The sequence below is a fragment of the Roseovarius salincola genome (assembly GCF_026891095.1).
Classification (GTDB): domain Bacteria; phylum Pseudomonadota; class Alphaproteobacteria; order Rhodobacterales; family Rhodobacteraceae; genus Roseovarius; species Roseovarius salincola.
Genome location: NZ_JAPTNL010000001.1, coordinates 130194 through 148826, shown reverse-complemented (window position 1 = coordinate 148826; position 18633 = coordinate 130194). Strand labels below are relative to the sequence as shown.

General features: G+C 64.8%; 19 protein-coding genes. 7 read left to right on the top strand and 12 right to left on the bottom strand.

The features are described from left to right. Nucleotides 1-22: 22 nt before the first annotated feature. From lpdA to N5A93_RS00705, 5 genes are all read right to left on the bottom strand, one after another. A complete protein-coding gene (gene lpdA, locus N5A93_RS00725) occupies nucleotides 23-1417 on the bottom strand; it encodes a dihydrolipoyl dehydrogenase (protein WP_268953142.1) in 1395 nt (464 codons plus the stop codon). Between the two features lie 136 nt (nucleotides 1418-1553). Then, nucleotides 1554-2138, bottom strand: coding sequence for a DUF924 family protein (locus tag N5A93_RS00720; protein WP_268953141.1), 585 nt, complete (start codon nucleotides 2136-2138; stop codon nucleotides 1554-1556). A 122-nt stretch (nucleotides 2139-2260) separates the two neighbouring features. Then, nucleotides 2261-3514, bottom strand: coding sequence for an MFS transporter (locus tag N5A93_RS00715; protein WP_268953140.1), 1254 nt, complete (start codon nucleotides 3512-3514; stop codon nucleotides 2261-2263). A gap of 49 nt (nucleotides 3515-3563) precedes the next feature. Beyond that, nucleotides 3564-4616, bottom strand: a complete 1053-nt coding sequence (gene queA, locus N5A93_RS00710) for a tRNA preQ1(34) S-adenosylmethionine ribosyltransferase-isomerase QueA (RefSeq protein ID WP_268953139.1) — start codon at nucleotides 4614-4616, stop codon at nucleotides 3564-3566. Then, the gene (locus N5A93_RS00705; RefSeq protein WP_268953138.1) at nucleotides 4613-7957 is read right to left on the bottom strand and encodes an AsmA family protein; all 3345 of its coding nucleotides are present in this window, start codon (nucleotides 7955-7957) and stop codon (nucleotides 4613-4615) included. Before N5A93_RS00705 ends, queA begins: the two co-directional genes overlap by 4 nt. A 108-nt stretch (nucleotides 7958-8065) precedes the next feature. On the opposite strand from N5A93_RS00705, the gene N5A93_RS00700 reads away from it, so the two are divergent. The 5 genes from N5A93_RS00700 to N5A93_RS00680 all read left to right on the top strand — a co-directional run bounded on the left by N5A93_RS00700 (nucleotide 8066) and on the right by N5A93_RS00680 (nucleotide 12092). Beyond that, nucleotides 8066-8527: a peroxiredoxin gene (locus tag N5A93_RS00700; RefSeq protein WP_268953137.1), complete on the top strand. Its 462-nt coding sequence runs from the start codon at nucleotides 8066-8068 to the stop codon at nucleotides 8525-8527. Between the two features lie 20 nt (nucleotides 8528-8547). After that, nucleotides 8548-9351 (top strand): ferritin-like domain-containing protein, encoded by an 804-nt coding sequence (locus N5A93_RS00695; RefSeq protein WP_268953486.1) that lies wholly within the window; start codon nucleotides 8548-8550, stop codon nucleotides 9349-9351. A gap of 193 nt (nucleotides 9352-9544) precedes the next feature. Further along, complete coding sequence (locus N5A93_RS00690; RefSeq protein WP_268953136.1) at nucleotides 9545-10861, top strand: M23 family metallopeptidase; 1317 nt, start codon at nucleotides 9545-9547, stop codon at nucleotides 10859-10861. Then, nucleotides 10851-11435, top strand: coding sequence for a bactofilin family protein (locus N5A93_RS00685; protein WP_268953135.1), 585 nt, complete (start codon nucleotides 10851-10853; stop codon nucleotides 11433-11435). Before N5A93_RS00690 ends, N5A93_RS00685 begins: the two co-directional genes overlap by 11 nt. A 249-nt stretch (nucleotides 11436-11684) precedes the next feature. Then, the gene (locus N5A93_RS00680) at nucleotides 11685-12092 is read left to right on the top strand and encodes a hypothetical protein (RefSeq protein ID WP_268953134.1); all 408 of its coding nucleotides are present in this window, start codon (nucleotides 11685-11687) and stop codon (nucleotides 12090-12092) included. A 15-nt stretch (nucleotides 12093-12107) separates the two neighbouring features. Here the strand turns inward: N5A93_RS00680 and N5A93_RS00675 are convergent, their stop codons facing one another. Then, complete coding sequence (locus N5A93_RS00675) at nucleotides 12108-12791, bottom strand: dimethylsulfonioproprionate lyase family protein (RefSeq protein WP_268953133.1); 684 nt, start codon at nucleotides 12789-12791, stop codon at nucleotides 12108-12110. Between the two features lie 104 nt (nucleotides 12792-12895). On the opposite strand from N5A93_RS00675, the gene N5A93_RS00670 reads away from it, so the two are divergent. Further along, nucleotides 12896-13534, top strand: coding sequence for a C39 family peptidase (locus tag N5A93_RS00670; protein ID WP_268953132.1), 639 nt, complete (start codon nucleotides 12896-12898; stop codon nucleotides 13532-13534). A gap of 99 nt (nucleotides 13535-13633) precedes the next feature. Here N5A93_RS00670 and N5A93_RS00665 read toward each other — a convergent pair whose 3' ends face one another. Beyond that, entirely contained in the window at nucleotides 13634-13864 is a 231-nt protein-coding gene (locus N5A93_RS00665; RefSeq protein ID WP_268953131.1) for a hypothetical protein, read from the bottom strand. A 415-nt stretch (nucleotides 13865-14279) separates the two neighbouring features. Further along, complete coding sequence (locus N5A93_RS00660) at nucleotides 14280-14864, bottom strand: HNH endonuclease (RefSeq protein ID WP_268953130.1); 585 nt, start codon at nucleotides 14862-14864, stop codon at nucleotides 14280-14282. A 225-nt stretch (nucleotides 14865-15089) separates the two neighbouring features. Here N5A93_RS00660 and N5A93_RS00655 point away from each other — a divergent pair, with 225 nt between their 5' ends. Then, complete coding sequence (locus N5A93_RS00655) at nucleotides 15090-15521, top strand: VOC family protein (protein ID WP_268953129.1); 432 nt, start codon at nucleotides 15090-15092, stop codon at nucleotides 15519-15521. Nucleotides 15522-15525: 4 nt separating this feature from the next. On the opposite strand, the gene N5A93_RS00650 is transcribed toward N5A93_RS00655, so the two are convergent. From N5A93_RS00650 to N5A93_RS00635, 4 genes are read right to left on the bottom strand one after another with little or no spacing between them, the layout of a single operon-like run. Then, nucleotides 15526-16191: an alpha/beta hydrolase gene (locus tag N5A93_RS00650; protein WP_268953128.1), complete on the bottom strand. Its 666-nt coding sequence runs from the start codon at nucleotides 16189-16191 to the stop codon at nucleotides 15526-15528. After that, a complete protein-coding gene (locus N5A93_RS00645) occupies nucleotides 16188-16817 on the bottom strand; it encodes a DNA-3-methyladenine glycosylase family protein (RefSeq protein WP_268953127.1) in 630 nt (209 codons plus the stop codon). The genes N5A93_RS00650 and N5A93_RS00645 overlap by 4 nt, the downstream gene beginning before the upstream one ends. Beyond that, nucleotides 16814-17548, bottom strand: coding sequence for a cobalt-precorrin-6A reductase (locus N5A93_RS00640; protein WP_268953126.1), 735 nt, complete (start codon nucleotides 17546-17548; stop codon nucleotides 16814-16816). Before N5A93_RS00640 ends, N5A93_RS00645 begins: the two co-directional genes overlap by 4 nt. After that, nucleotides 17545-18591 (bottom strand): cobalt-precorrin-5B (C(1))-methyltransferase, encoded by a 1047-nt coding sequence (locus N5A93_RS00635; protein ID WP_268953125.1) that lies wholly within the window; start codon nucleotides 18589-18591, stop codon nucleotides 17545-17547. The genes N5A93_RS00640 and N5A93_RS00635 overlap by 4 nt, the downstream gene beginning before the upstream one ends. Between the last annotated feature and the right edge of the window lie 42 nt (nucleotides 18592-18633).

Genomic DNA, 18633 nt, shown 5'->3' with positions numbered 1-18633 from the left:
AGCGCCCCCATCCTGCCCGGCTTCAGATATGGATCACCCGGTCAAAGGCATCCAGCACCGATTCATGCATCATTTCGCTCAACGTCGGATGCGGGAACACCGCCTGCATCAGATCCTCTTCGGTGGTCTCCAGCTGGCGGCCCACCACATAGCCCTGGATCAGTTCCGTCACCTCGGCACCGATCATATGCGCGCCCAGCAATTCGCCGGTCCTGGCGTCGAATACCGTCTTGATCATGCCCTCGGGCTCGCCAAGCGCGATGGCCTTGCCATTGCCGATGAATGGAAAGCGCCCGACCCGGATATCAAGACCCTTCTCCTTGGCCTGCGCCTCGGTCAGCCCGACGCTGGCGATCTGGGGCTGGCAATAGGTGCAGCCCGCGATGCTGTCGGGCGAGACCGGATGCGGCTTTTCACCCGCGATCAGCTCGGCCACCATCACGCCTTCATGGCTGGCCTTGTGCGCCAGCCAGGGCGCGCCCGCAAGGTCGCCGATGGCATAGATCCCCCCGACCCCGGTGCGGCACAGCGGATCCGTCACCACATGGCTGCGCTCGACCTTCACGCCCTGTTCCTCAAGGCCCAGGCCCTCGGTATTGCCGACAATCCCGACAGCCGAGATCACCGCGTCGAAATCCTGCTTTTCGGTCTTGCCGCCGCTCTCGATATGCGCCGTGACCTTGCCCTTGGCGCGGTCCAGCTTCTTGACGGCGGCCTTCTCCATGATCGTCATGCCCTGCTTCTGAAAGGCTTTCTTCGCCATGCCGCTGATCTCCGCATCCTCGACCGGCAGGATGCGATCCATCACCTCGACCACGGTCGTCTCGGCGCCCAGCGTGTTGTAGAAACTGGCGAATTCGATCCCGATCGCGCCCGAGCCGATGACCAGCAGCTTCTTGGGCATATGCGGCGGCACCAGCGCGTGCTTGTAGGTCCAGACCAGCTCGCCATCGGCCTCGAGCCCCGGCAATTCGCGCGCCCGCGCGCCGGTGGCCAGCACGATATGTTTCGCCTCCAGCTCCTCGGTGCCCTTGTCGGTCTTGACGCTGACACGGCCCTTGGCGGGCAGGCTCGCCTCGCCCATGATCGCCGTCACCTTGTTCTTCTTCAGCAGGTGGCCGACCCCGGAATTGAGCTGCTTGGCGATCGCGCGCGAGCGCTTGACCACCGCCTCCAGATCATACCCCAGCCCCTCGGCCTTGAGGCCGAACTCCTTGGCGCGGTGCATCAGGTGAAACACTTCCGAGCTGCGCAGCATCGCCTTGGTCGGGATGCAGCCCCAGTTCAGACAGATACCCCCCATGTGCTCGCGCTCGACCACGGCCACCTTGAGGCCCAGTTGCGCGCCCCGGATTGCGGCCACATAGCCACCCGGCCCTGCACCGATCACGATCATGTCAAAGCTTTTCGCCGCCATTGCCGACTCCGTTCCAGAATTTAGTTTGACATTAAACTATCTCTGGCGCGATCACAACGCAGCAGCGGCTGCGCGCGGCGCAATCCTGCGCTGCGCGCGCCCAAATGCCTGACGCGGCGACAAATTATTTCCCCGCTCACGCCGCCTTGGCGGCCTGCAACGCCTTCACCGTGGCGCCGTAACCGCCCTGCGCCATGAACTCGCTTTCGCTGGCGGTGGTGCTGCGCCCCAGCGCCGCGTTGCGGTATGGGAAGCGGCCGAACTTGCGGATCACATCGCGATGCGCGCGGGCATGCAGCAGGTTGCTGGCGCCGGTCTCGGGCATCCGCTCGCAGATCAGGCGCACGCAATGCTCCTGGTCGCACAGGTTTTCCGAATGCATCAAGGGCAGGTAGAAGAACTGGCGCGCCGGTTCGTCGATGCGCATATCCCATTTGCGGTGGATCGCCGCCTTGGCGGCGGCGCGCGACGCGCCATCGCTGGCAAAGGCCTCGCCGCTCTCGCGGAACATGTTGCGGGGAAACTGATCCATCAGGATGATATAGGCCAGCGTGCCGGCCGGATAGGTCAGCCACAAGGCATAGGTGCCCTCACGCGCGCTGCGCCATGCATCTTCGAACCTGTCGCGGATCGTCTGATCCAGCTTGTCCGAAACCTCGTACCAACCCGCCGGACCGACCTCGTCCAGCCAGAAACCTAAAATGTCGTCAGGCGCGACCATGGAGCCCTCCTCGTCTTCCCCAGATGCATCCAGTGACTGTTACAAAAATGTTAAACGCACATTCACCTGAAATGACAGTAACTTATTGCTACAGCCACGACACCCCTGTGAGGTTAGCGCAATCACCCGGCCGACTCCTCCTGCGCGGTCTCGATGGCGTATTCCTGTGCGGCCTCGACCGCCACAGGTGACGAGGACGCCACCAGCGGCGCATAGCTCTCGGTTTCATCCACCGACGGCGCGGCGCGCTGCGTCATCCGGTAGGCGGCATATGCGGCCATCGCCAGCATCAAGACGCCGATCACCGCGAAAAAGCCGCGCGACCCGATGGCCCCCATCGCCCAGCCCGTGACCAGCGGCCCCGCGACCGCCCCGAGCCCGTTGATGAACACCATGCCGCCCGACGCGGCGGCCATGTCGTCATGGTCCAGAAAGTCATTCGTGTAGGCGATCAGCAGCGAATAAAGCGGGTTCGACGTGCCACCGATGATCGCGGCCACCACCAGCAGCATCACGAAATAACCGCTGAACACGAAGCCCAGCACCGCGCCCACGCCGCATAAAAGCGCCGCGGCAAAGATCAGCACCCGCCGGTCCATCCGGTCCGACAGCCAGCCAATGGGATATTGCAGCACCAGCGCCCCGATATAGAAGGTGGCGACGAAGGTGGAAATCTGCGCCACGTTCAGCCCCGCCTCGGCGCCGAACACCGCCGCCATGCCGAACTGCGCGGCAAAGACCCCGCCCAGCAGGAACATGCCCACACAGCCCAGCGGCGAGATGCGCATGATCTCGCGCAATGTCATCGGCTTGGTCGAGCCGAAGGCCGGCGTCGGGCTGATCGACAGCAGGATCGGCGCAAAGCTCAGCGACACCAGAACCGACGGGATGATGAACAGGATGAACCCGCCCGGATCGGCCACCAGCAACAGGAACTGCGCCGCCACGATCCCCGCCATCTGCACGATCATGTAAAGCGACAGCGACTGGCCGCGCGTCTCGTTGGTGGCCGAATTGTTCAACCAGCTTTCCGCCGTGACATAGACGCCCGAGAAACAGAACCCGATCAGGATGCGCCCCGCGCCCCAGGCGACGGGATGGGTCAGTGCCGGGTAAAGGATCATCACCGCCGAGATCATCGAGGCCAGCGCCGCAAAGACCCGCACATGGCCGACGCGCCGGATCATCTCGGGCGCCATGCGCGACCCGAACAGGAAGCCCACGAAATAGCCCGACATGACCAGCGACATCTCGATGGTCGTGAACCCCTCGATCTGGCCGCGGATACCCAGAAGCGTGCCCTGCATGCCATTGCCGACCTGCAACAGCATCATTCCCAGCAATAGCGCCCATGCGCCGTTCAGCACCTGTAACATCGCCCGCGTCCTGTCCTTTCGGCCCGTTCACAACTGCCGTGCCAGCAATTCACCCCGGAATCAACAGCGACGCGTCGCCATAGGAAAAGAAGCGGTATCGCGCGCCAAGCGCATGATCATAGATCGCGCGTATACGCGCCTGCCCCATCAGCGCCGCGACCAGCATCAACAAGGTCGAGCGCGGCAGGTGAAAATTGGTCATCAACGCATCGGTCACGCGGAAATCGAAACCGGGATAGATGAAAATATCGGTCTCGCCCCTCCAGGGCGCGATCCGGCCGCTGTCGCGCGCGGCACTTTCGATCAGGCGCAGCGCCGTCGTGCCCACCGGGATCACCCGCCCGCCCGCCGCCTTCGTGGCGGCGATCTCGGCGGCGGCCTTTTCGCTGACCTCGCCCCATTCGGCATGCATCCGGTGGGTGGTCACGTCCTCGACCTTGACCGGCAGGAATGTACCCGCGCCCACATGCAGCGTCACATGGCTGAAGGCGATGCCGCGCGCGCGCAGATCCGCCAGCAGCGCCTCGTCAAAATGCAGCGACGCCGTGGGGGCGGCGACCGCGCCCGGCGCGCGCGCCCAGACGGTCTGGTAATCGGTCTTGTCCTGTTCGTCAGCGGCCCGGCGCGCGGCGATATAGGGCGGCAAGGGCATCGCCCCGGCCTCTGCCAGCGCGCGGTCGAAGGCCTCGCCCTCCAGGTTGAAACGCAGCCTTGCCTGCCCCTCCGCCTTGGCCAACAGCTCCGCCTCCAGCCCGGCATCAAACATCACCACCTCGCCGATGCGCAGTTTCTTCAGGGGTTTGACCAGCGCCGCCCAATCCCCCTCGCGTCCCGGCTCCAGCAAGGTGACCTCGATGCGCGCGCGGGTCTCGCCCCCGGAACCGCTGCGCACCCGCGCACCGCTCAGACGGGCGGGGATCACCGCCGTATCGTTCAGCACCAGCCGGTCGCCGGGGCGCAGCCAGTCGCCCAGATCGCGCACGCAGGCATCGTGGATCGCCGCACCCTCGGCCACCAACAGGCGCGCCGAACTGCGCGGCCGCGCCGGGCGCGTCGCGATCAGCTCCTCGGGCAGGTCGAAATCGAAATCGCTCAGCTTCACTGTCCTGCTTCTCCCCCGCCTCTCTGCTGCCTCTGACGCTCGGGCGCCAACCCGTCAGAACCGCCGCCGCCCGGCGGCGGACGGCGGAACAGATTGCGAAACATCCCCGGCGTGAACACCGACAACGGATTGACGCTGACACTTGGCTGCGCGACCGGCCCGCGCATGGTGTAGGTCATCCCCACCAGCCCCTCGCCGCGCCGTGTAAACAGGCCGCCAGCCGAATTCACCAGGTAAAACGGCGAGACCACGCCCTGCATGTCCATCATCGTGCTTTCAAGGTCGTAATAGCCTTCCATCGACACGCCCATCGACGCACCAACGGCGCTGCCCGACATCAGCGTCACGCGCCTCGGCGTCAGCAGGAACCGCGATGTCACCTCGCTGAAATGGATACCCTCGCCGCTCAGCTGATCCAGCAGGCCCACCACGCTCACCGTATTGAGCAGCGCCGCCAGCGCCGGGGCATCGGTCAGGCGCACGTTCTTGACCTCGAGCGAGCCTTCATAGCGCCCCGCGCCACTGACAGGCACCAGCACCAGGTTCATCTCGCCGTCGCGCGCCTGCCTGAGCATCCCCGCCGCCGCCAGCACCGCGCCTGCATCCTGCGAGCGGATCTGAAAAGCGCTGCGCCCGTCCTTGGGCGCGACCCGGCCGGTGACCTGCGGGCCGCCATTCACCTGTCCGGTGAAAGACCCCGACGCGCCGCCGCTCATGTCCAGATCGGCGCGAAAATCCCTCAGCACGATCCCGTCCGAAATGATCAGCCGGTCCAGCGCCAGCGATACCGGCCCGCCCTCGCGGTTCGCGCCGCCGCCGCCGCTCCCGTCGCCCGCCAGCGATGTCTGGCGCAGATCGACCATCCCGCCCGAGACCAGAACCTGCGGCGCCCGCCCCGCGCCGCGCCCCTGCAATTCCACCGGCGCATCCAGCCATGTTCCCAGCCGCACACGCGAAAACACCGCCCGCGACAGCGTGCCGTCATCGTTCAGCGTGACCGCGCCGCGCGCCTCCAGCCCGGCGGCATCCAGCGTGATCGAGTCGATCTTGGGCGGCTCGCCCAGCGTGCCCGCAACCTGCAGATCCCCCGTCGCCTGCGTGCCCAGTGCCCAGCTCAGCTGCGGCACGCTCAGCCCGACTCCCGAAAGGTCCGAGCGCATCTCGAAACGCCCCGGCTCTCCGGGCGGCAGGGTGATCTCGATATTGGCCCGCCCCGCCCCGGAAAGGCTGCCCGGCGGCAGCCCGATCCGGAACTCGTCGGCGAAACGCTCCGACAGCTCGACCGAACCCGTCACCCGCCCGGTGCCGTCGCTCTCCTCGCCAAGCGCCGTGCGCCACTGCCCCTCCACCGGCACCCCGCCGATGCGCCCCTCACCCGAGACGCTGATCCCCGCATTGTCGCCGTGCAGATCCAGCCCCGACGCCGCCAGCACCCGGCCCGGCACCAATGTCTCGCTGCGCAGATCGCTCAGGCGCCCATTGACGCTGAATGCCACCTCGTCGGGGCTCAGGTCATTCTTGAGCAGGAAATCCAGCTGCCCCGACATTTGCGCGCGCCCATCCGCCAGCGTGACCGGCAGGTTCGCCTTGGTCATGAAGCCGAACGGCCCCTCATCCAGCAGCGACAGGGCCGCCGTGATCGTGCTGTCGGTCTTCAGCCGCGCACCGGCCGGGCCGCGGTCGATATTGACATCGGGGATCATGAAACTGGTGCCCGAAATGTCGATCCGCCCGCCCTGCGCCGCCGTCACATGCCCCCGGTCCGTGGTGATCACGAAACGGCTGTCGATCAACGAGGCATGCCCCGCCGCCGCCTCGATCGGCGGCACGTCCCTGATGAAGACCGTATCCAGATTCTCGTAATCGAAACCCAGGAACACATCCGGGTCATGATCGGGCCGGAACCGCGCAGCGAATTGCAGGTTGCTCAGATCGGCGCGGGTCACGTTCTTGTCGATCCATGCGCGCGCCCCTTTGGCCAACCCCTCGGGCCAGAGCGTCAACAGCCGATCAGGCTGAAGCGCATCCAGCGTCGCATCCAATGCCAGCGTCCAGCCCTCGGGCTCGGCCTCCAGCGCGCCCTTCATGACAAGGCGGCTCGACTCATCTCTCAGGCTCAGCTGGCCCAGCGTCAACAGGAACGGGTCGATCCTCAGGCGCATATCCATCACCGCCGACTCGACCTCGATGGGCTCGGGATACATGCCGTCGGGATTGGCAGAGATGCGGCGAAACTGAAACTGGCCCAGCAACTCGCTTGGCCAGCCCGATTCCATCCCCACAAGATAGGCGCGCCCCTCGGCCAGCGCCGAAACCCATTTGCTGTCCACCGATATCTCGTCGAACCGCAGGACGTGCTGCGCCGGATCGTATGAGAAATAGACCCGCGCCTGCGAAAACGCCACCGGCTCCGTCGCCTCGGTCGGCTGCAACACGCCCTCGGCGATCTGCAGGGTCGCGTTCAACTGACCCAACCGTCCGGTCTCGTCAACCGAGGCCCGGAGCGAGCCCGATATCGGCGCATCCAGCGCCCCCAGCCACGTCAGCGCCGGGGATTGCCCGGCAATGTCGCGCGCGGGCATGTCCTCGAAGGTGACACCGAAATCCGCCGCCGTCTCGCCGATCTCGCGGGTATAATTCATCGCCAGCGTGGTCGCATAGGCGCGCGCACCCAGCAGCGCGACATCGCCGCGAAGCGTCAGCCGGTCGCCCTCGCGCGTCATCTCAAGGCGCCCGTCATCGACATTCCAGGCCCTGTCGGCGCGCGCATCCTCATAGCGCAGCGTCAGGTTGCTGGCCTCCACCTCGCGCAGCGCCGCGAAATGGGGCCGCTCCAGCACCGCGTCAAGCTGCGCCGCCAGCGCACCCATATTGGCGGCCTCCTCCAGCGGCAGCGCGGTATCGCCCACGCTCAGCCCCACCGCGCCATCCTTCGAGCGCCACAATGTCACCCGCGCCCCCGACAGGTTGATCTCCGCCGGTTGCAACGCCCCCTTCAGAAGCGGCCCAAGCGCCACCCGGCTCTGCGCCCGCGACAGGCTGACCAGCGTCGCCCCGGAAGGATCGCGCAATGTCACGTCATGCAGGCTCAGCCTTGGCACCCAGTCGGATTCGACCACCAGCGCCACCTCGCCGAACCGCAGCGAGAAGCCGCTCAGATCGTCGTTGATCTTCTGGCTGATCTTGTCGCGCAGCCATTCGGGCGCGACGAATTCGCGCCCCGCGGCCAGGCTCACCGCCACCGCCATCATGATGACCAGCGCCACCAGCGCCGACACCACCCAGGGCAGTACCCTGCGGGCGCGCGCGCCGCGCGGCTTCATGTCCTGGGACTCGCTCATTCGTCTTGTTCGCTCGGCCCGGTTTGACCGGCCGCCTGCCTGATGTCTTTATTCCGGCGTCTCCTGCCCTAATATGACCCCGAGTCAAACCCATAACAAGGAAAGCCCATGCCCGAACCCGGCAATATCGCCCCCGATTTCACCCTGCCCCGCGATGGCGGCAGCTCCGTCACCCTTTCGGCGCTGCGCCCCGCGCCTGTCGTGCTGTTCTTCTACCCGCGCGACGACACCTCGGGCTGCACCAAGGAGGCGCTGGCCTTCACCGCCCTCAAGGACGCCTTCGGCGAAGCGGGCGCGCAGGTGCTTGGCATTTCCAGGGACAGCGTTGAAAAACATCAGAAATTCCGCGACAAGCACGACCTCGGCGTGCCGCTCCTCTCGGATGCGGACTCAGACATCTGCGAACAATACGGCGTCTGGAAGCAGAAAAGCATGTATGGCAAGACCTTCTGGGGGATCGAGCGCTCCACCTTCCTGATCGACGGCGAAGGGCGCATCGCGCGCGCCTGGCGCAAGGTCAAGGTGCCCGGCCATGCCGAAGAGGTGCTCGAAGCGGTGCGCGCGCTGTGAGCGCGCAAACCCTGACCCAAATGGCGGTCGAGGTGCTCTCGACCGGGCCGGGGCGCGAAAAGACCGCGCTCTCGCGCCGCCACGCTGAAACCTGGTTTGCGGCGCGCGCCGCCGGGCGCGACATTCCCGTGGGCCGGGGCGAGCCGCCCCTGCGCCCCGCGCGCCCCGACCGCCCCGAACTTCTTGATCCGCGCGACGTGCCCCGCCGCCGCCCCGGCAGCCCGCAGGGGCGGCTCGCCATTCTTCATGCGGTGGCGCATATCGAACTCAACGCCGTCGATCTGCACTGGGACATCATCGCGCGGTTCGGACATGTGCCGATGCCGGTCGGGTTCTATGACGACTGGGTCAAATCGGCGGATGAGGAATCCAAGCATTTCAACCTGATATGCGACTGCCTTGAAGCGCATGACAGCCATTACGGCGCGCTGCCTGCTCATGCCGGCATGTGGCGCGCCGCCGAGGACACCGCCAGCGACCTGATGGGCCGGCTCGCCGTGGTGCCGATGGTGCTCGAGGCGCGCGGGCTCGATGTCACGCCCGGCATGATCGACATTTTCACCAGGGCCGGGGATTCCCGCGCGGTCGAGGCGATGCAGGTCATCTACGCCGAAGAGGTCCACCACGTCGCCTATGGCTCGAAATGGTTTCATTTCCTGTGCGGTCGTCACGATCTTGATCCAAAGGAGGTGTTTCACGACCTTGTGCGGCGCTATTTTCACGGCCCGCTGAAACCGCCGTTCAACGAGGAAAAGCGCGCCGAAGCCGGTTTGCCACCCGATTTCTACTGGCCGCTGGCCGATCAAACCCCTGCGAAAGGCTAGGCAACCCCTTACAGATCGGCGATTTTTCGCCGGTCTGGCAACAATCGGCTCAATTCCAGACCGTCGTTGCCCAAAATCCTTGCCCCATCGAAAACCACTCGGTAAGCCACCTCCGAGCACGCCTGGTCACGAAAGATGACCAATCGTTACGAAGCGTGCCACGATTGGGAAGGGTCACAGGGGACGGGACGACTTGCATAGACGGTTTGCCATCAGGCTTCATGCCCTGCTCGAGAAATATTTCCCGGAACGCCGGGTGTTTCTCAAATCCGATACTGATACGCGCTTCATCCGGCTGCGCCCCCATTCTCAGCTTCTGGCTTTTTTCGGCGCATCCGCCATCGTCGCCTGGGCGATCATCGCCACCGCGATCCTGCTCATGGACACGATCGGTTCGGGCAATTTCCGCGAACAGGCCAAGCGCGATCAGCGCACCTATGAACACCGCCTCAACGCCCTGTCCGATGAACGCGACATGCGCGCCGACGAGGCCCTGGCCGCGCAGGAACGCTTCAACTCGGCGCTCCAGCAGATTTCGGCGATGCAAAGTGAACTGCTCGCCTCCGAAACCCGCCGCCGTGAACTGGAAACCGGAATCGAGGTGATCCAGAAAACCCTGCGCCGCGCCGTCAAGGAACGCGAGAAGGCCCGCGGCGAGGCGCTCGAACTCGCCAGCACGCTCGACGATCAGGGCGGCACGCTCGGCAATGGCGAAGACGGCACCGCCGACGGCACGCTTGATTTCCTCGTCACCGCGCTGGCCGACACCGCGACCGAACGCGACCAGATCAGCAGCGATGCCCAGCAAGCCCTGCTGGAAGCCGATGAAATGGCGCTCCGGATCGAGCTGATGCGCGACCAGAACGAACAGATCTTCAGCCAGCTCGAAGAGGCGATGACGATCTCGGTCGAACCGCTCGACAAGATGTTCCGCGCCGCCGGGATGAACCCCAAGACGCTTCTGGACAAGGTGCGCAGCGGCTATTCCGGTCAGGGCGGCCCGCTCACCCCGCTCAGCTTCTCGACCCGCGGTCAGGACCCTTCGGGCGACACCGTGCGCGCCAATCGCATCCTCGACCAGATGGACACGCTCAACCTCTACCGGATCGCCGCGCAAAAGGCGCCCTTCGCGATCCCGATCAAGAATTCATTCCGCTATACATCGGGTTTCGGCATGCGCTGGGGCCGGATGCATAACGGCACCGATTTCGCCGCACCGCATGGTACGCCGATCCATTCCACCGCCGATGGTGTCGTCACCCATGCAGGCTGGCTCTCGGGCTATGGCCACCTGGTCAAGATCCGCCACGAGTTCGGCATCGAAACCCGCTATGCCCACCTGTCCAAACTTCACGTGAAGGTTGGCCAAAGGGTCTCGCGCGGGGACAAGATCGGTGATATGGGCAACACTGGACGTTCCACGGGCACCCATCTACACTACGAGGTCCGTGTCGGCGGCAAACCCGTCAACCCCATGACATATATCAAGGCTGCTAACGATGTTTTCTAAGAGCAAAATCAACGATCCCGCACCCAAGGCTGACGACGCGGCCAAGCCCGCCAGCCCCGAGCGCGCCAGCGACTCGGCCCGCTCCGACTCGGGCGGCACCGAATTCAAGGCATCCGCACCCAAGGCCAAACCCCCCGCATCGGTCCTGTCCTCGGACCTCCATGTCACCGGCAATCTCAAGACCACCGGCGACATCCAGGTCGAAGGCACCGTCGAAGGCGACATCCGCGCGCATCTTCTGACCATCGGCGAAGGCGCCACGATCAAGGGCGAAGTCATCGCCGATGACGTGGTGATCAATGGCCGCATCGTCGGCCGCGTGCGTGGCCTCAAGGTGCGCCTGACCTCGACCGCCCGGGTCGAAGGCGACATCATCCACAAGACCATCGCCATCGAATCCGGCGCCCATTTCGAAGGCTCGGTGCAGCGTCAGGACGACCCCCTGAATTCCAAGGGCGCCGCCCAGAAACCAGCCGCGGCAGCCCAACAACCCGCCGCCTCCGGCAGCAGCGCCAGCGCCAGCTCCAGCGCCAGCGCACCCCAGCAGCAGCCAGCCGCCAAGTCCGGCTCCTGATCCGCTGAACGCGACCCGAAGGTCCGGCACGTAAAGGCGCCCTGCTTGACAGCGGCGCCTTTTCTCTTTCCCCTTGCACCATGTGTTCCCGCCCTGCCCCGCGCATTTTGCGGCGCAGGCGCGGTTTGCCCGGTTTCCCTGTTTCCACGCGTCAAGCGCCTGATTCACGTCCCCCGGATGCCGTGCCCTCCGACATGACCGCGCCATCCGTTCCGAACTTCAAAGTCGTCCGGAGAAGGAGTTTCATTCATGTCCCATGCCGCAAGATTTCTGATGGCCGCCGCCGCCCTCGTCCTGACCCTCCAGGGCAACGCCCCCGCCCATGCAGGCGGCCAGTCACGGCAGGCGCCCTATGTCTCGGTCACCGAACAGCGCAGCGCCCTCGTCGCCTGCAAGGACGAACTGGGCCGGCGCGGCTGGCCGCGCTTTCAGGCCAGCTATGTGGAATACCCCTGGGGCGGGCAGACGACGCTGCGCATCCTGCCCTATCGCAATGTCAGCGCCAATGACGCCGCCTGGATCAATTCCTGCGCCGACAAGGCGCTTGGCCGCAAGACCGGGCCGGTCATGGAAATCCGCCGCAAGGCCTCGGCCGGGGGCTGCCCGCGCAACGCGCCCGTGCTCTATCGCGGCGCGGGCTACTGCATCCGGCGCTGACGGGCGCGCCCGGCCTCAGCCCTCCGCCGGCCTGGTCTTGCGCGCGCGCGTCAGCTTCATCTCGGGGTTCGCCAGCCGCGCTTCGGGACCGGCCCATGCATAGGCCAGCAGGCAGGGATCATGATCGCCGGTGGTGATCCTGTGCTCGTCGCCCGAACGGTTCAGGATCAGCGATCCGGGCGCGAACACCGCCGCGTTGTTTTCCGACCACGCCCCCGAGATCGAGATATAGCTTTCCTCGATCTCCTTGTGGCTGTGCTGCGGATAGGTGGTGTTGGGCGCAAACAGCACGAACCCCAGGATCAGGTTCTCGCAATGCACCGGGCCTTGCGGGCCAAGGATCTCGCAATATGCGTATTTCTGGGCCAGTGATTTGGAAATCCGCTCGTAACCATATTCCCAGGTCAGCGTATCCTTCACCTCGCGCAGCGCGCGCGCCATGCCCTGCATCGCCGCCCGCTCGCCCAGATCGAGCGCACGCGGCAGATGCGCCGATACCGGCTTTCGCTCGCTGTCCCTCGCGATCAATTCGGGATTGCGCGCCATCGCCGCCGACAGGCGATCGCGCACGACCTTGCGATGCGCCCTGATCGCCGGGCTGCCCCCGGCCGACCCGTAGCGATAAAGCATGTCGAACTCGCGCAACAGATAAAGCCAGTCCGGGCAGTCCTTCAGGCGCGGGGGCGAATTGGTCGTCATCCACAGGTCTCCACTCACGGCAGCGCACCGCTTTCCGGCCCTGATAGCAAAGAGCAGCGACGCCATGAAGCCGCAATCGCGGCGCAGGATACTTAGAAAACGACTTGATCGAGTCGCGCGATCACGCAATGCTCCTCATGCCACCAATGGTTGTGTTAAGCAGGATATGCGGAGACGAGTTCATGATGCGGCCCTTTATTTACCTGGCGGTTCTGGCCGTCCTGATGATTGCATCCCCGCCAAAGGCGCAGGCGCAATTCATCGATCAGGGCATCCCCAACTTTCCCCAGCAGATGAGCCAATGGTGCTGGGCGACAGTCGCCCAGCAGGTGATCGCCTGGAAGACGGGCAACAAGCCCGCACAATGCGCAATGGTGGCGATTGCCAATAATTCCCATCCCAACACCTGCTGCAATGGCAACCCGCAATGCAACGTGCCCGGCAGCATGCAACAGATTCAGGCGCTGATCGCGCATTTCGGGGCCAGCCACTCGCAGATCAGCTTCCCTTCCAATCCGATGACGCTTTTCCAGAAACTCCAGAATGGTGTCGCGGTAATTGTCTTCGTCAAGAACTCGCCCTTCGCGCAAATCGGCCATTTCGTGGTGATCCGCGGCATGGACTTCTCCAGCGGTCAACCCGTGGTCTTCGTCAACGATCCCCTGAACTGGAGCGGCTTCTCCCAGCCCGTGCCCTACTGGCAACTCGCTCAATACTGGCAGGCGGCAATCGAAGTCTTCTGATAGCGGCCCGGCATGATGCGCTTCGGCGCAGAGCTAAAGCCAAGGCGTGCGCCAGACCGGCGCTCCTTAATCCAGATGGATCGTCTCCTGATCGTTGGCTCACGCTTCATGAACGCGTTTCATGCACTCGGAATGTGAGAGGTCCGGATGCTGAGCGACAATGGTGTCGCAGGCCGTGCTTACTTGCCAAATACGCCAAGCCGTGCCGCCGAAAAGCGAGAGCAAGACACCGATGCCGAGCACAATCAGCCAGCCTTTAGCGTTGCGCGCCTGCCTCTCGACTTTTTGCAATCGAGCCTTGATCTCGTCGATTTCATCTCCGGAAGACATGCGCTTACCTCACTGACTATTATTCCCGAAGCCGGGATATACGCGTTGCCTGCAGCGAACAATATGCGCCGCGCTCACCGCTGCCACCACTCTGGGATGAAACCGCTTCGCACCTGCCAAGGCCGCACTTCGCGCTTCATAAGGCAATTGGAACAACTGGCGAGTGGGCCTCGTCAACCATGAGTCGACTCAAGGCGCGCCCCTTGATCGTCGCAGCGCCCACCCGGCGGACGGGCGCCGCGCGCCCGCGTTCTCGGCAAGGCAACCGCAGTTTCATTCCAGAAAAAGCGCCCCCAAATCGCCCCTCACAGGCGTTCTGTACCAAACCAAATCGCCACCAGCCGTTTTCGGTACAAAAGCGCCGTACAAAACGGACATTTCGTACCGATTTCGGCGCGCCGAACCGGGCGGGGCGTCACGCCTCCAGTTCGGCGTCCCAGTAAAGGAAATCCACCCAGCTTTCATGCAGGTGATTGGGCGGAAACTTGCGCCCAAGATTGCGAAGCTGCTCGGCTCCAGGCATTCTCGGCGGCTTCTTGAGGTTCATGCCCGCGCGGTGCAAGCTCTTGGAACCTTTGCGTAAATTGCAGCGCGAACAGGCGGCGACCACATTTTCCCAGCTGGTGATCCCGCCCGCGGCCCGTGGCACCACATGGTCGAATGTCAGATCACCCCGCGCGCCGCAATACTGGCAACAGAACTCATCGCGCAAAAACAGGTTGAACCGCGTGAAGGCCACCCGTTTCTGCGGCTTCACGAAATCTTTCAGCACGATCACGCTCGGGATCCGGATCTCGATGCTGGGGCTGCGCACCACCTCGTCATATTGTGCAACGATATCAACACGATCCAGGTAAACCGCCTTGACCGCTTCCTGCCATGGCCAGAGCGATAACGGGTAGTAACATAACGGCCTGTAATCCGCATTCAGGACCAGCGCGGGATGCTGCTTGAGCGCCGCCGGCTCCCTGACGAATTCACTCCTGAAATCACCGTCCATCTCGCGAAAATCTCCCCGCCCGGATCACCCTGTTCTCGGTTCCGGAGCGGGCCAACCCGCCCCTCATTGAAAATCACTATATCTCGTGTTTCTTTCCAGACAAGCCCTGCATATGCGGCATATCTAGCGCAGGCTTAACCCGGTTACGTAACGCGGCCATGACATTTATCCACAGGCTTGCGGCGGTCTTGACGCCCGCCGCCCCGACCCGCAAACTTGCCCACCATGACCCATTCAGACCTGCCCTTCGCACCCTCTCCCGGTGCCATCCTCGAAGCGGGCCTCTATGTCGAGGACCTTCCCGCCGCCCGCGCCTTCTATGGCGGCGTGCTCGGGCTCAAGGAGGTGATTCACGTCAAAGGACGTCATGTCTTTTATCGGGTTGGCGGGGCTATCTTGTTGATATTCAACCCGAATGCGACGGCGAAAGGTTCGTCCGACGACAGGCTCCCGGTGCCCGCGCATGGCGCGCACGGCCCCGGTCATCTGTGTTTTGCGGCCAGTCGCGAGGATATTCATGCCTGGCGCGCGCGCCTGACCGCCGCCGGCCACCCCATCGAAGCCGCTTTCGACTGGCCCAACGGCGCCCACTCGATCTATTTCCGCGACCCGGCGGGCAACTCTCTGGAATTCGCCGAACCCCGCCTCTGGTTCTGACGCCTCAAAGCCCCAGCTTGTCGCGCATGAAGGCCAGCGCCACCTGCAACCCGTCGGGCGCGATACCATGCGCCGTGCCCTTCATGACATGGGCATACACGTCCTTCCAATCCGCCGCTTGCAGCGCCTCGGCGGCCTCGGGCAGCGACTGTGGCGGCACTACGTCATCGGCATCGCCGTGGATCAGGATCACCGGCGGGCGGCTCACGGCTTCGTCCTCCAGCAGTTCCGGACGCAGCAAACGGCCAGAAAATGCAACAATACCAGCCACTTCATCTTCGCGTCGCGGCGCCACATGCAGCGCCATCATCGTGCCTTGGCTGAACCCGAACAAGACCACCTGTTCAGGCAGCACGTCCTCGTCGACCATCAGCGCATCGAGAAAGGCGTCCAGATCATCCGCCGCCGCCAGCAACCCGCGTTCGGATTCCTCTTCGCTCGAACCGTCGATCCAAGGGATCGGGAACCATTGCAGCCCGCTTGGCATCATCGGGATCGTCTCGGGCGCATCGGGCGAGACGAACAGCGTATCGGGCAGATGCTCTCCCAACACATCGGCCAGCCCCAACAGGTCCGCGCCATTCGCGCCATAGCCGTGCAGGAACACCACGATCGAGCGGGTCGTGCCGGAATGAGGTTCCTTCCGGCCGGCTTGCAATACGCGTGTCATCTGATCCCTTCCCTTTGTTTCATTTGCGCGTAGTAGGCCCACAGCAGTCGCGCGGCAACCGATCTCCAAGGCGCCCAGGCCCGTGCCATCTCGCGCAGCGCCCGTTCGCGTGGGCGTTCGGGCAGATCGTAGAGCAGCCGCGCGCCTTCTTGCAAAGCCAGATCACCCGGCGCAAAGACATCCGCGCGCCCAAGGCTGAACATCGCATAGATTTCCGCCGTCCAGACGCCGATCCCGGGCACTTCGGTCAAGTGCCGGATGACTTCGTCGGTCGGGGCATGGCGCAGGCCGCGATAGTCGATCCGTGCGTTCGCCAGCGCGCGGGCATAGCGGATCTTCTGCCGGCTCAGCCCGGCGGCGCGCAGCGCGTCATCGCTGGCCCACATGATCTTGCGCGGGCCCGTCAACCGCGCGGCCTTCATCCGGCTCCAGATCGCATCGGCGGCGGCGACGCTGACCTGCTGGCTGACGATCGCGTTCAAAAGCTGCGCGAACCCGTCTGGCCGGCGGCGCAGCGGCAGCGGCGCGGTCAGCTCATGAGCATGGGCCATACGCGGGCAACGATGGCTCAGATAGGCCGCGCCCTCCTCGACATCGACAAGGGTTTCGATGATGCGCCCGCTCACAGCCCTGCCACCCAGTCCAGCGCTCCCGCTACGGTCTCGACCCGCTCCACCCGCTCGGGCTGCGCGGGCCGCTCAAGCATGATGACCCCGACCCCCAGATCGCGCGCCGCCACCAGTTTGGTGCGCGGCACCTCGCCCCCGGCATCCTTGACGACAAGCCAGTCGATGGCGAGCCGGGTGAAGGTCTCCATCTCGTCGGCCACGGAAAACGGCGGGCTGCCCACAAGAAAATCGCCATTCGGAAAGGGAAACGGCCCATCAGGCGGGTCGATCTGACGACAGATCAGGCGGCATTCCGCCAGGTTCGCGAAGCGGGTCAAGGTCTGACGCCCGGTGGCCAGAAAGACGGTGCTGCCCGGTGCGATATGGCGCGCGGCCTCTTCCTCGCGCGTGATCATGGTCCAGCGGTCGCCCGGCCCAGGCGTCCAGGGCGGTCGCAGGAGCTGGCAATAGGGCAGACCCAGTTCCCGGCAGACCCGTGCGCTGCGATGCGAAATGCGGTCCGCAAAGGGGTGGGTGGCATCCAGAACGGCGCTGATCCCGGCCTCTTGCAGATAGGCGCGAAACCCGGCCTCGCCGCCAAAACCGCCGGTCCTTGTGGGCAGGCCAACGGGACGCGGCGCGCGTGTGACCCCAGCCAGCGAAGCCACCGCCGCAACCTGCCCTCGCGCCGCCAGATGGCGCGCGATCAGCACCGCTTCGCCGGTACCCGCAAGCAACAGCAGCGTCATGCGCCCGCCCGCGCCACGAGCCGGCCCTCGCGGTCGATCACCGCTGTATCGGCACGGATTTCATCCGGCAGCATCGCACGCACCGCAGCAAGCGCATTTTCAGCCACCCATCTCACCATTCTTTCTCCCTCTATTTCATAGGCTTGCAACGCGGTATTCATGTAACGCAATTCGCCGGTACCGAGCGCGTCGGCAAGCCGGTCGAAATCCACCTGGCTGCGCCCCGAATGCAGATCGCGCGCGCCCTGCGCCAGCTTGGTCATCTTGGCGATGCCGCCGCCGATGGTAATGCGCTTCACCGGATGCCGGGCGAGGTACTTGAGCAACCCACCTGCGAAATCGCCCATGTCCAGCATCGCCTCGTCGGGCAGATCGTAAAGCGCCTGAACCGCCTTTTCACTGGTTGCGCCGGTGCAGCCCGCCACATGATCAAGGCCGCTCGCGCGCGCAACGTCGATGCCGCGATGGATCGATGCGATCCAGGCCGCGCAGGAAAACGGGCGCACTATTCCGGTGGTGCCAAGAATCGACAGCCCGCCCTTGATGCCAAGGCGCGGGTTCCATGTCTGCTGTGCCAAGGCCTGTCCACCCGGCACCGAAACGGTGATCTCGATATCATCCCGCTCACTGAGGCGCGCCGCCATGTCGCGCACGGTCGTGCGCATCATCTCGCGCGGGACCGGGTTGATGGCGGGGTCTCCGGGCGGGATCGGCAGGCCCGCCATGGTCACGGTGCCCACGCCTTCGCCAGCGCGAAAATGGATGCCGCCGCCTGACGGTGCGACGCGCGCCACGATCATCGCGCCATGCGTGACATCCGGGTCGTCGCCTGCATCCTTGATAACCCCCGCCTCGGCCCAGCCCGCGCCTTGATCGCCATGGGCGATCTCGAATTCCGGAGTCTGGCCACCGGGGAGCGCGATACGCACGGCGCGCGGTTGCCCTTCGCCCCACAGCATCATCAGCGCGGCGCGCGTGGCGGCGGTGGCGCATGCGCCCGTGGTCCAGCCACGGCGCAGTTGCTTGGGGTCTTTGCGGCTCATCTCGGGCGGACTATAGGCGCGTGCTCCGGCCGCGCCAATCGA

What these genes read in the sequence shown, in the direction of transcription:
- N5A93_RS00635 (WP_268953125.1), bottom strand. Translation starts at nt 18,591, where the DNA reads ATGAGCCGCAAAGACCCCAAGCAACTGCGCCGTGGCTGGACCACGGGC.
- N5A93_RS00700 (WP_268953137.1), top strand. Translation starts at nt 8,066, where the DNA reads ATGCCCGAACCCGGCAATATCGCCCCCGATTTCACCCTGCCCCGCGAT.
- N5A93_RS00655 (WP_268953129.1), top strand. Translation starts at nt 15,090, where the DNA reads ATGACCCATTCAGACCTGCCCTTCGCACCCTCTCCCGGTGCCATCCTC.
- N5A93_RS00640 (WP_268953126.1), bottom strand. Translation starts at nt 17,548, where the DNA reads ATGACGCTGCTGTTGCTTGCGGGTACCGGCGAAGCGGTGCTGATCGCG.
- N5A93_RS00695 (WP_268953486.1), top strand. Translation starts at nt 8,548, where the DNA reads ATGGCGGTCGAGGTGCTCTCGACCGGGCCGGGGCGCGAAAAGACCGCG.
- N5A93_RS00680 (WP_268953134.1), top strand. Translation starts at nt 11,685, where the DNA reads ATGTCCCATGCCGCAAGATTTCTGATGGCCGCCGCCGCCCTCGTCCTG.
- N5A93_RS00720 (WP_268953141.1), bottom strand. Translation starts at nt 2,138, where the DNA reads ATGGTCGCGCCTGACGACATTTTAGGTTTCTGGCTGGACGAGGTCGGT.
- N5A93_RS00665 (WP_268953131.1), bottom strand. Translation starts at nt 13,864, where the DNA reads ATGTCTTCCGGAGATGAAATCGACGAGATCAAGGCTCGATTGCAAAAA.
- N5A93_RS00685 (WP_268953135.1), top strand. Translation starts at nt 10,851, where the DNA reads ATGTTTTCTAAGAGCAAAATCAACGATCCCGCACCCAAGGCTGACGAC.
- N5A93_RS00705 (WP_268953138.1), bottom strand. Translation starts at nt 7,957, where the DNA reads ATGAGCGAGTCCCAGGACATGAAGCCGCGCGGCGCGCGCGCCCGCAGG.
- N5A93_RS00675 (WP_268953133.1), bottom strand. Translation starts at nt 12,791, where the DNA reads ATGACGACCAATTCGCCCCCGCGCCTGAAGGACTGCCCGGACTGGCTT.
- N5A93_RS00660 (WP_268953130.1), bottom strand. Translation starts at nt 14,864, where the DNA reads ATGGACGGTGATTTCAGGAGTGAATTCGTCAGGGAGCCGGCGGCGCTC.
- lpdA (WP_268953142.1), bottom strand. Translation starts at nt 1,417, where the DNA reads ATGGCGGCGAAAAGCTTTGACATGATCGTGATCGGTGCAGGGCCGGGT.
- N5A93_RS00715 (WP_268953140.1), bottom strand. Translation starts at nt 3,514, where the DNA reads ATGTTACAGGTGCTGAACGGCGCATGGGCGCTATTGCTGGGAATGATG.
- N5A93_RS00650 (WP_268953128.1), bottom strand. Translation starts at nt 16,191, where the DNA reads ATGACACGCGTATTGCAAGCCGGCCGGAAGGAACCTCATTCCGGCACG.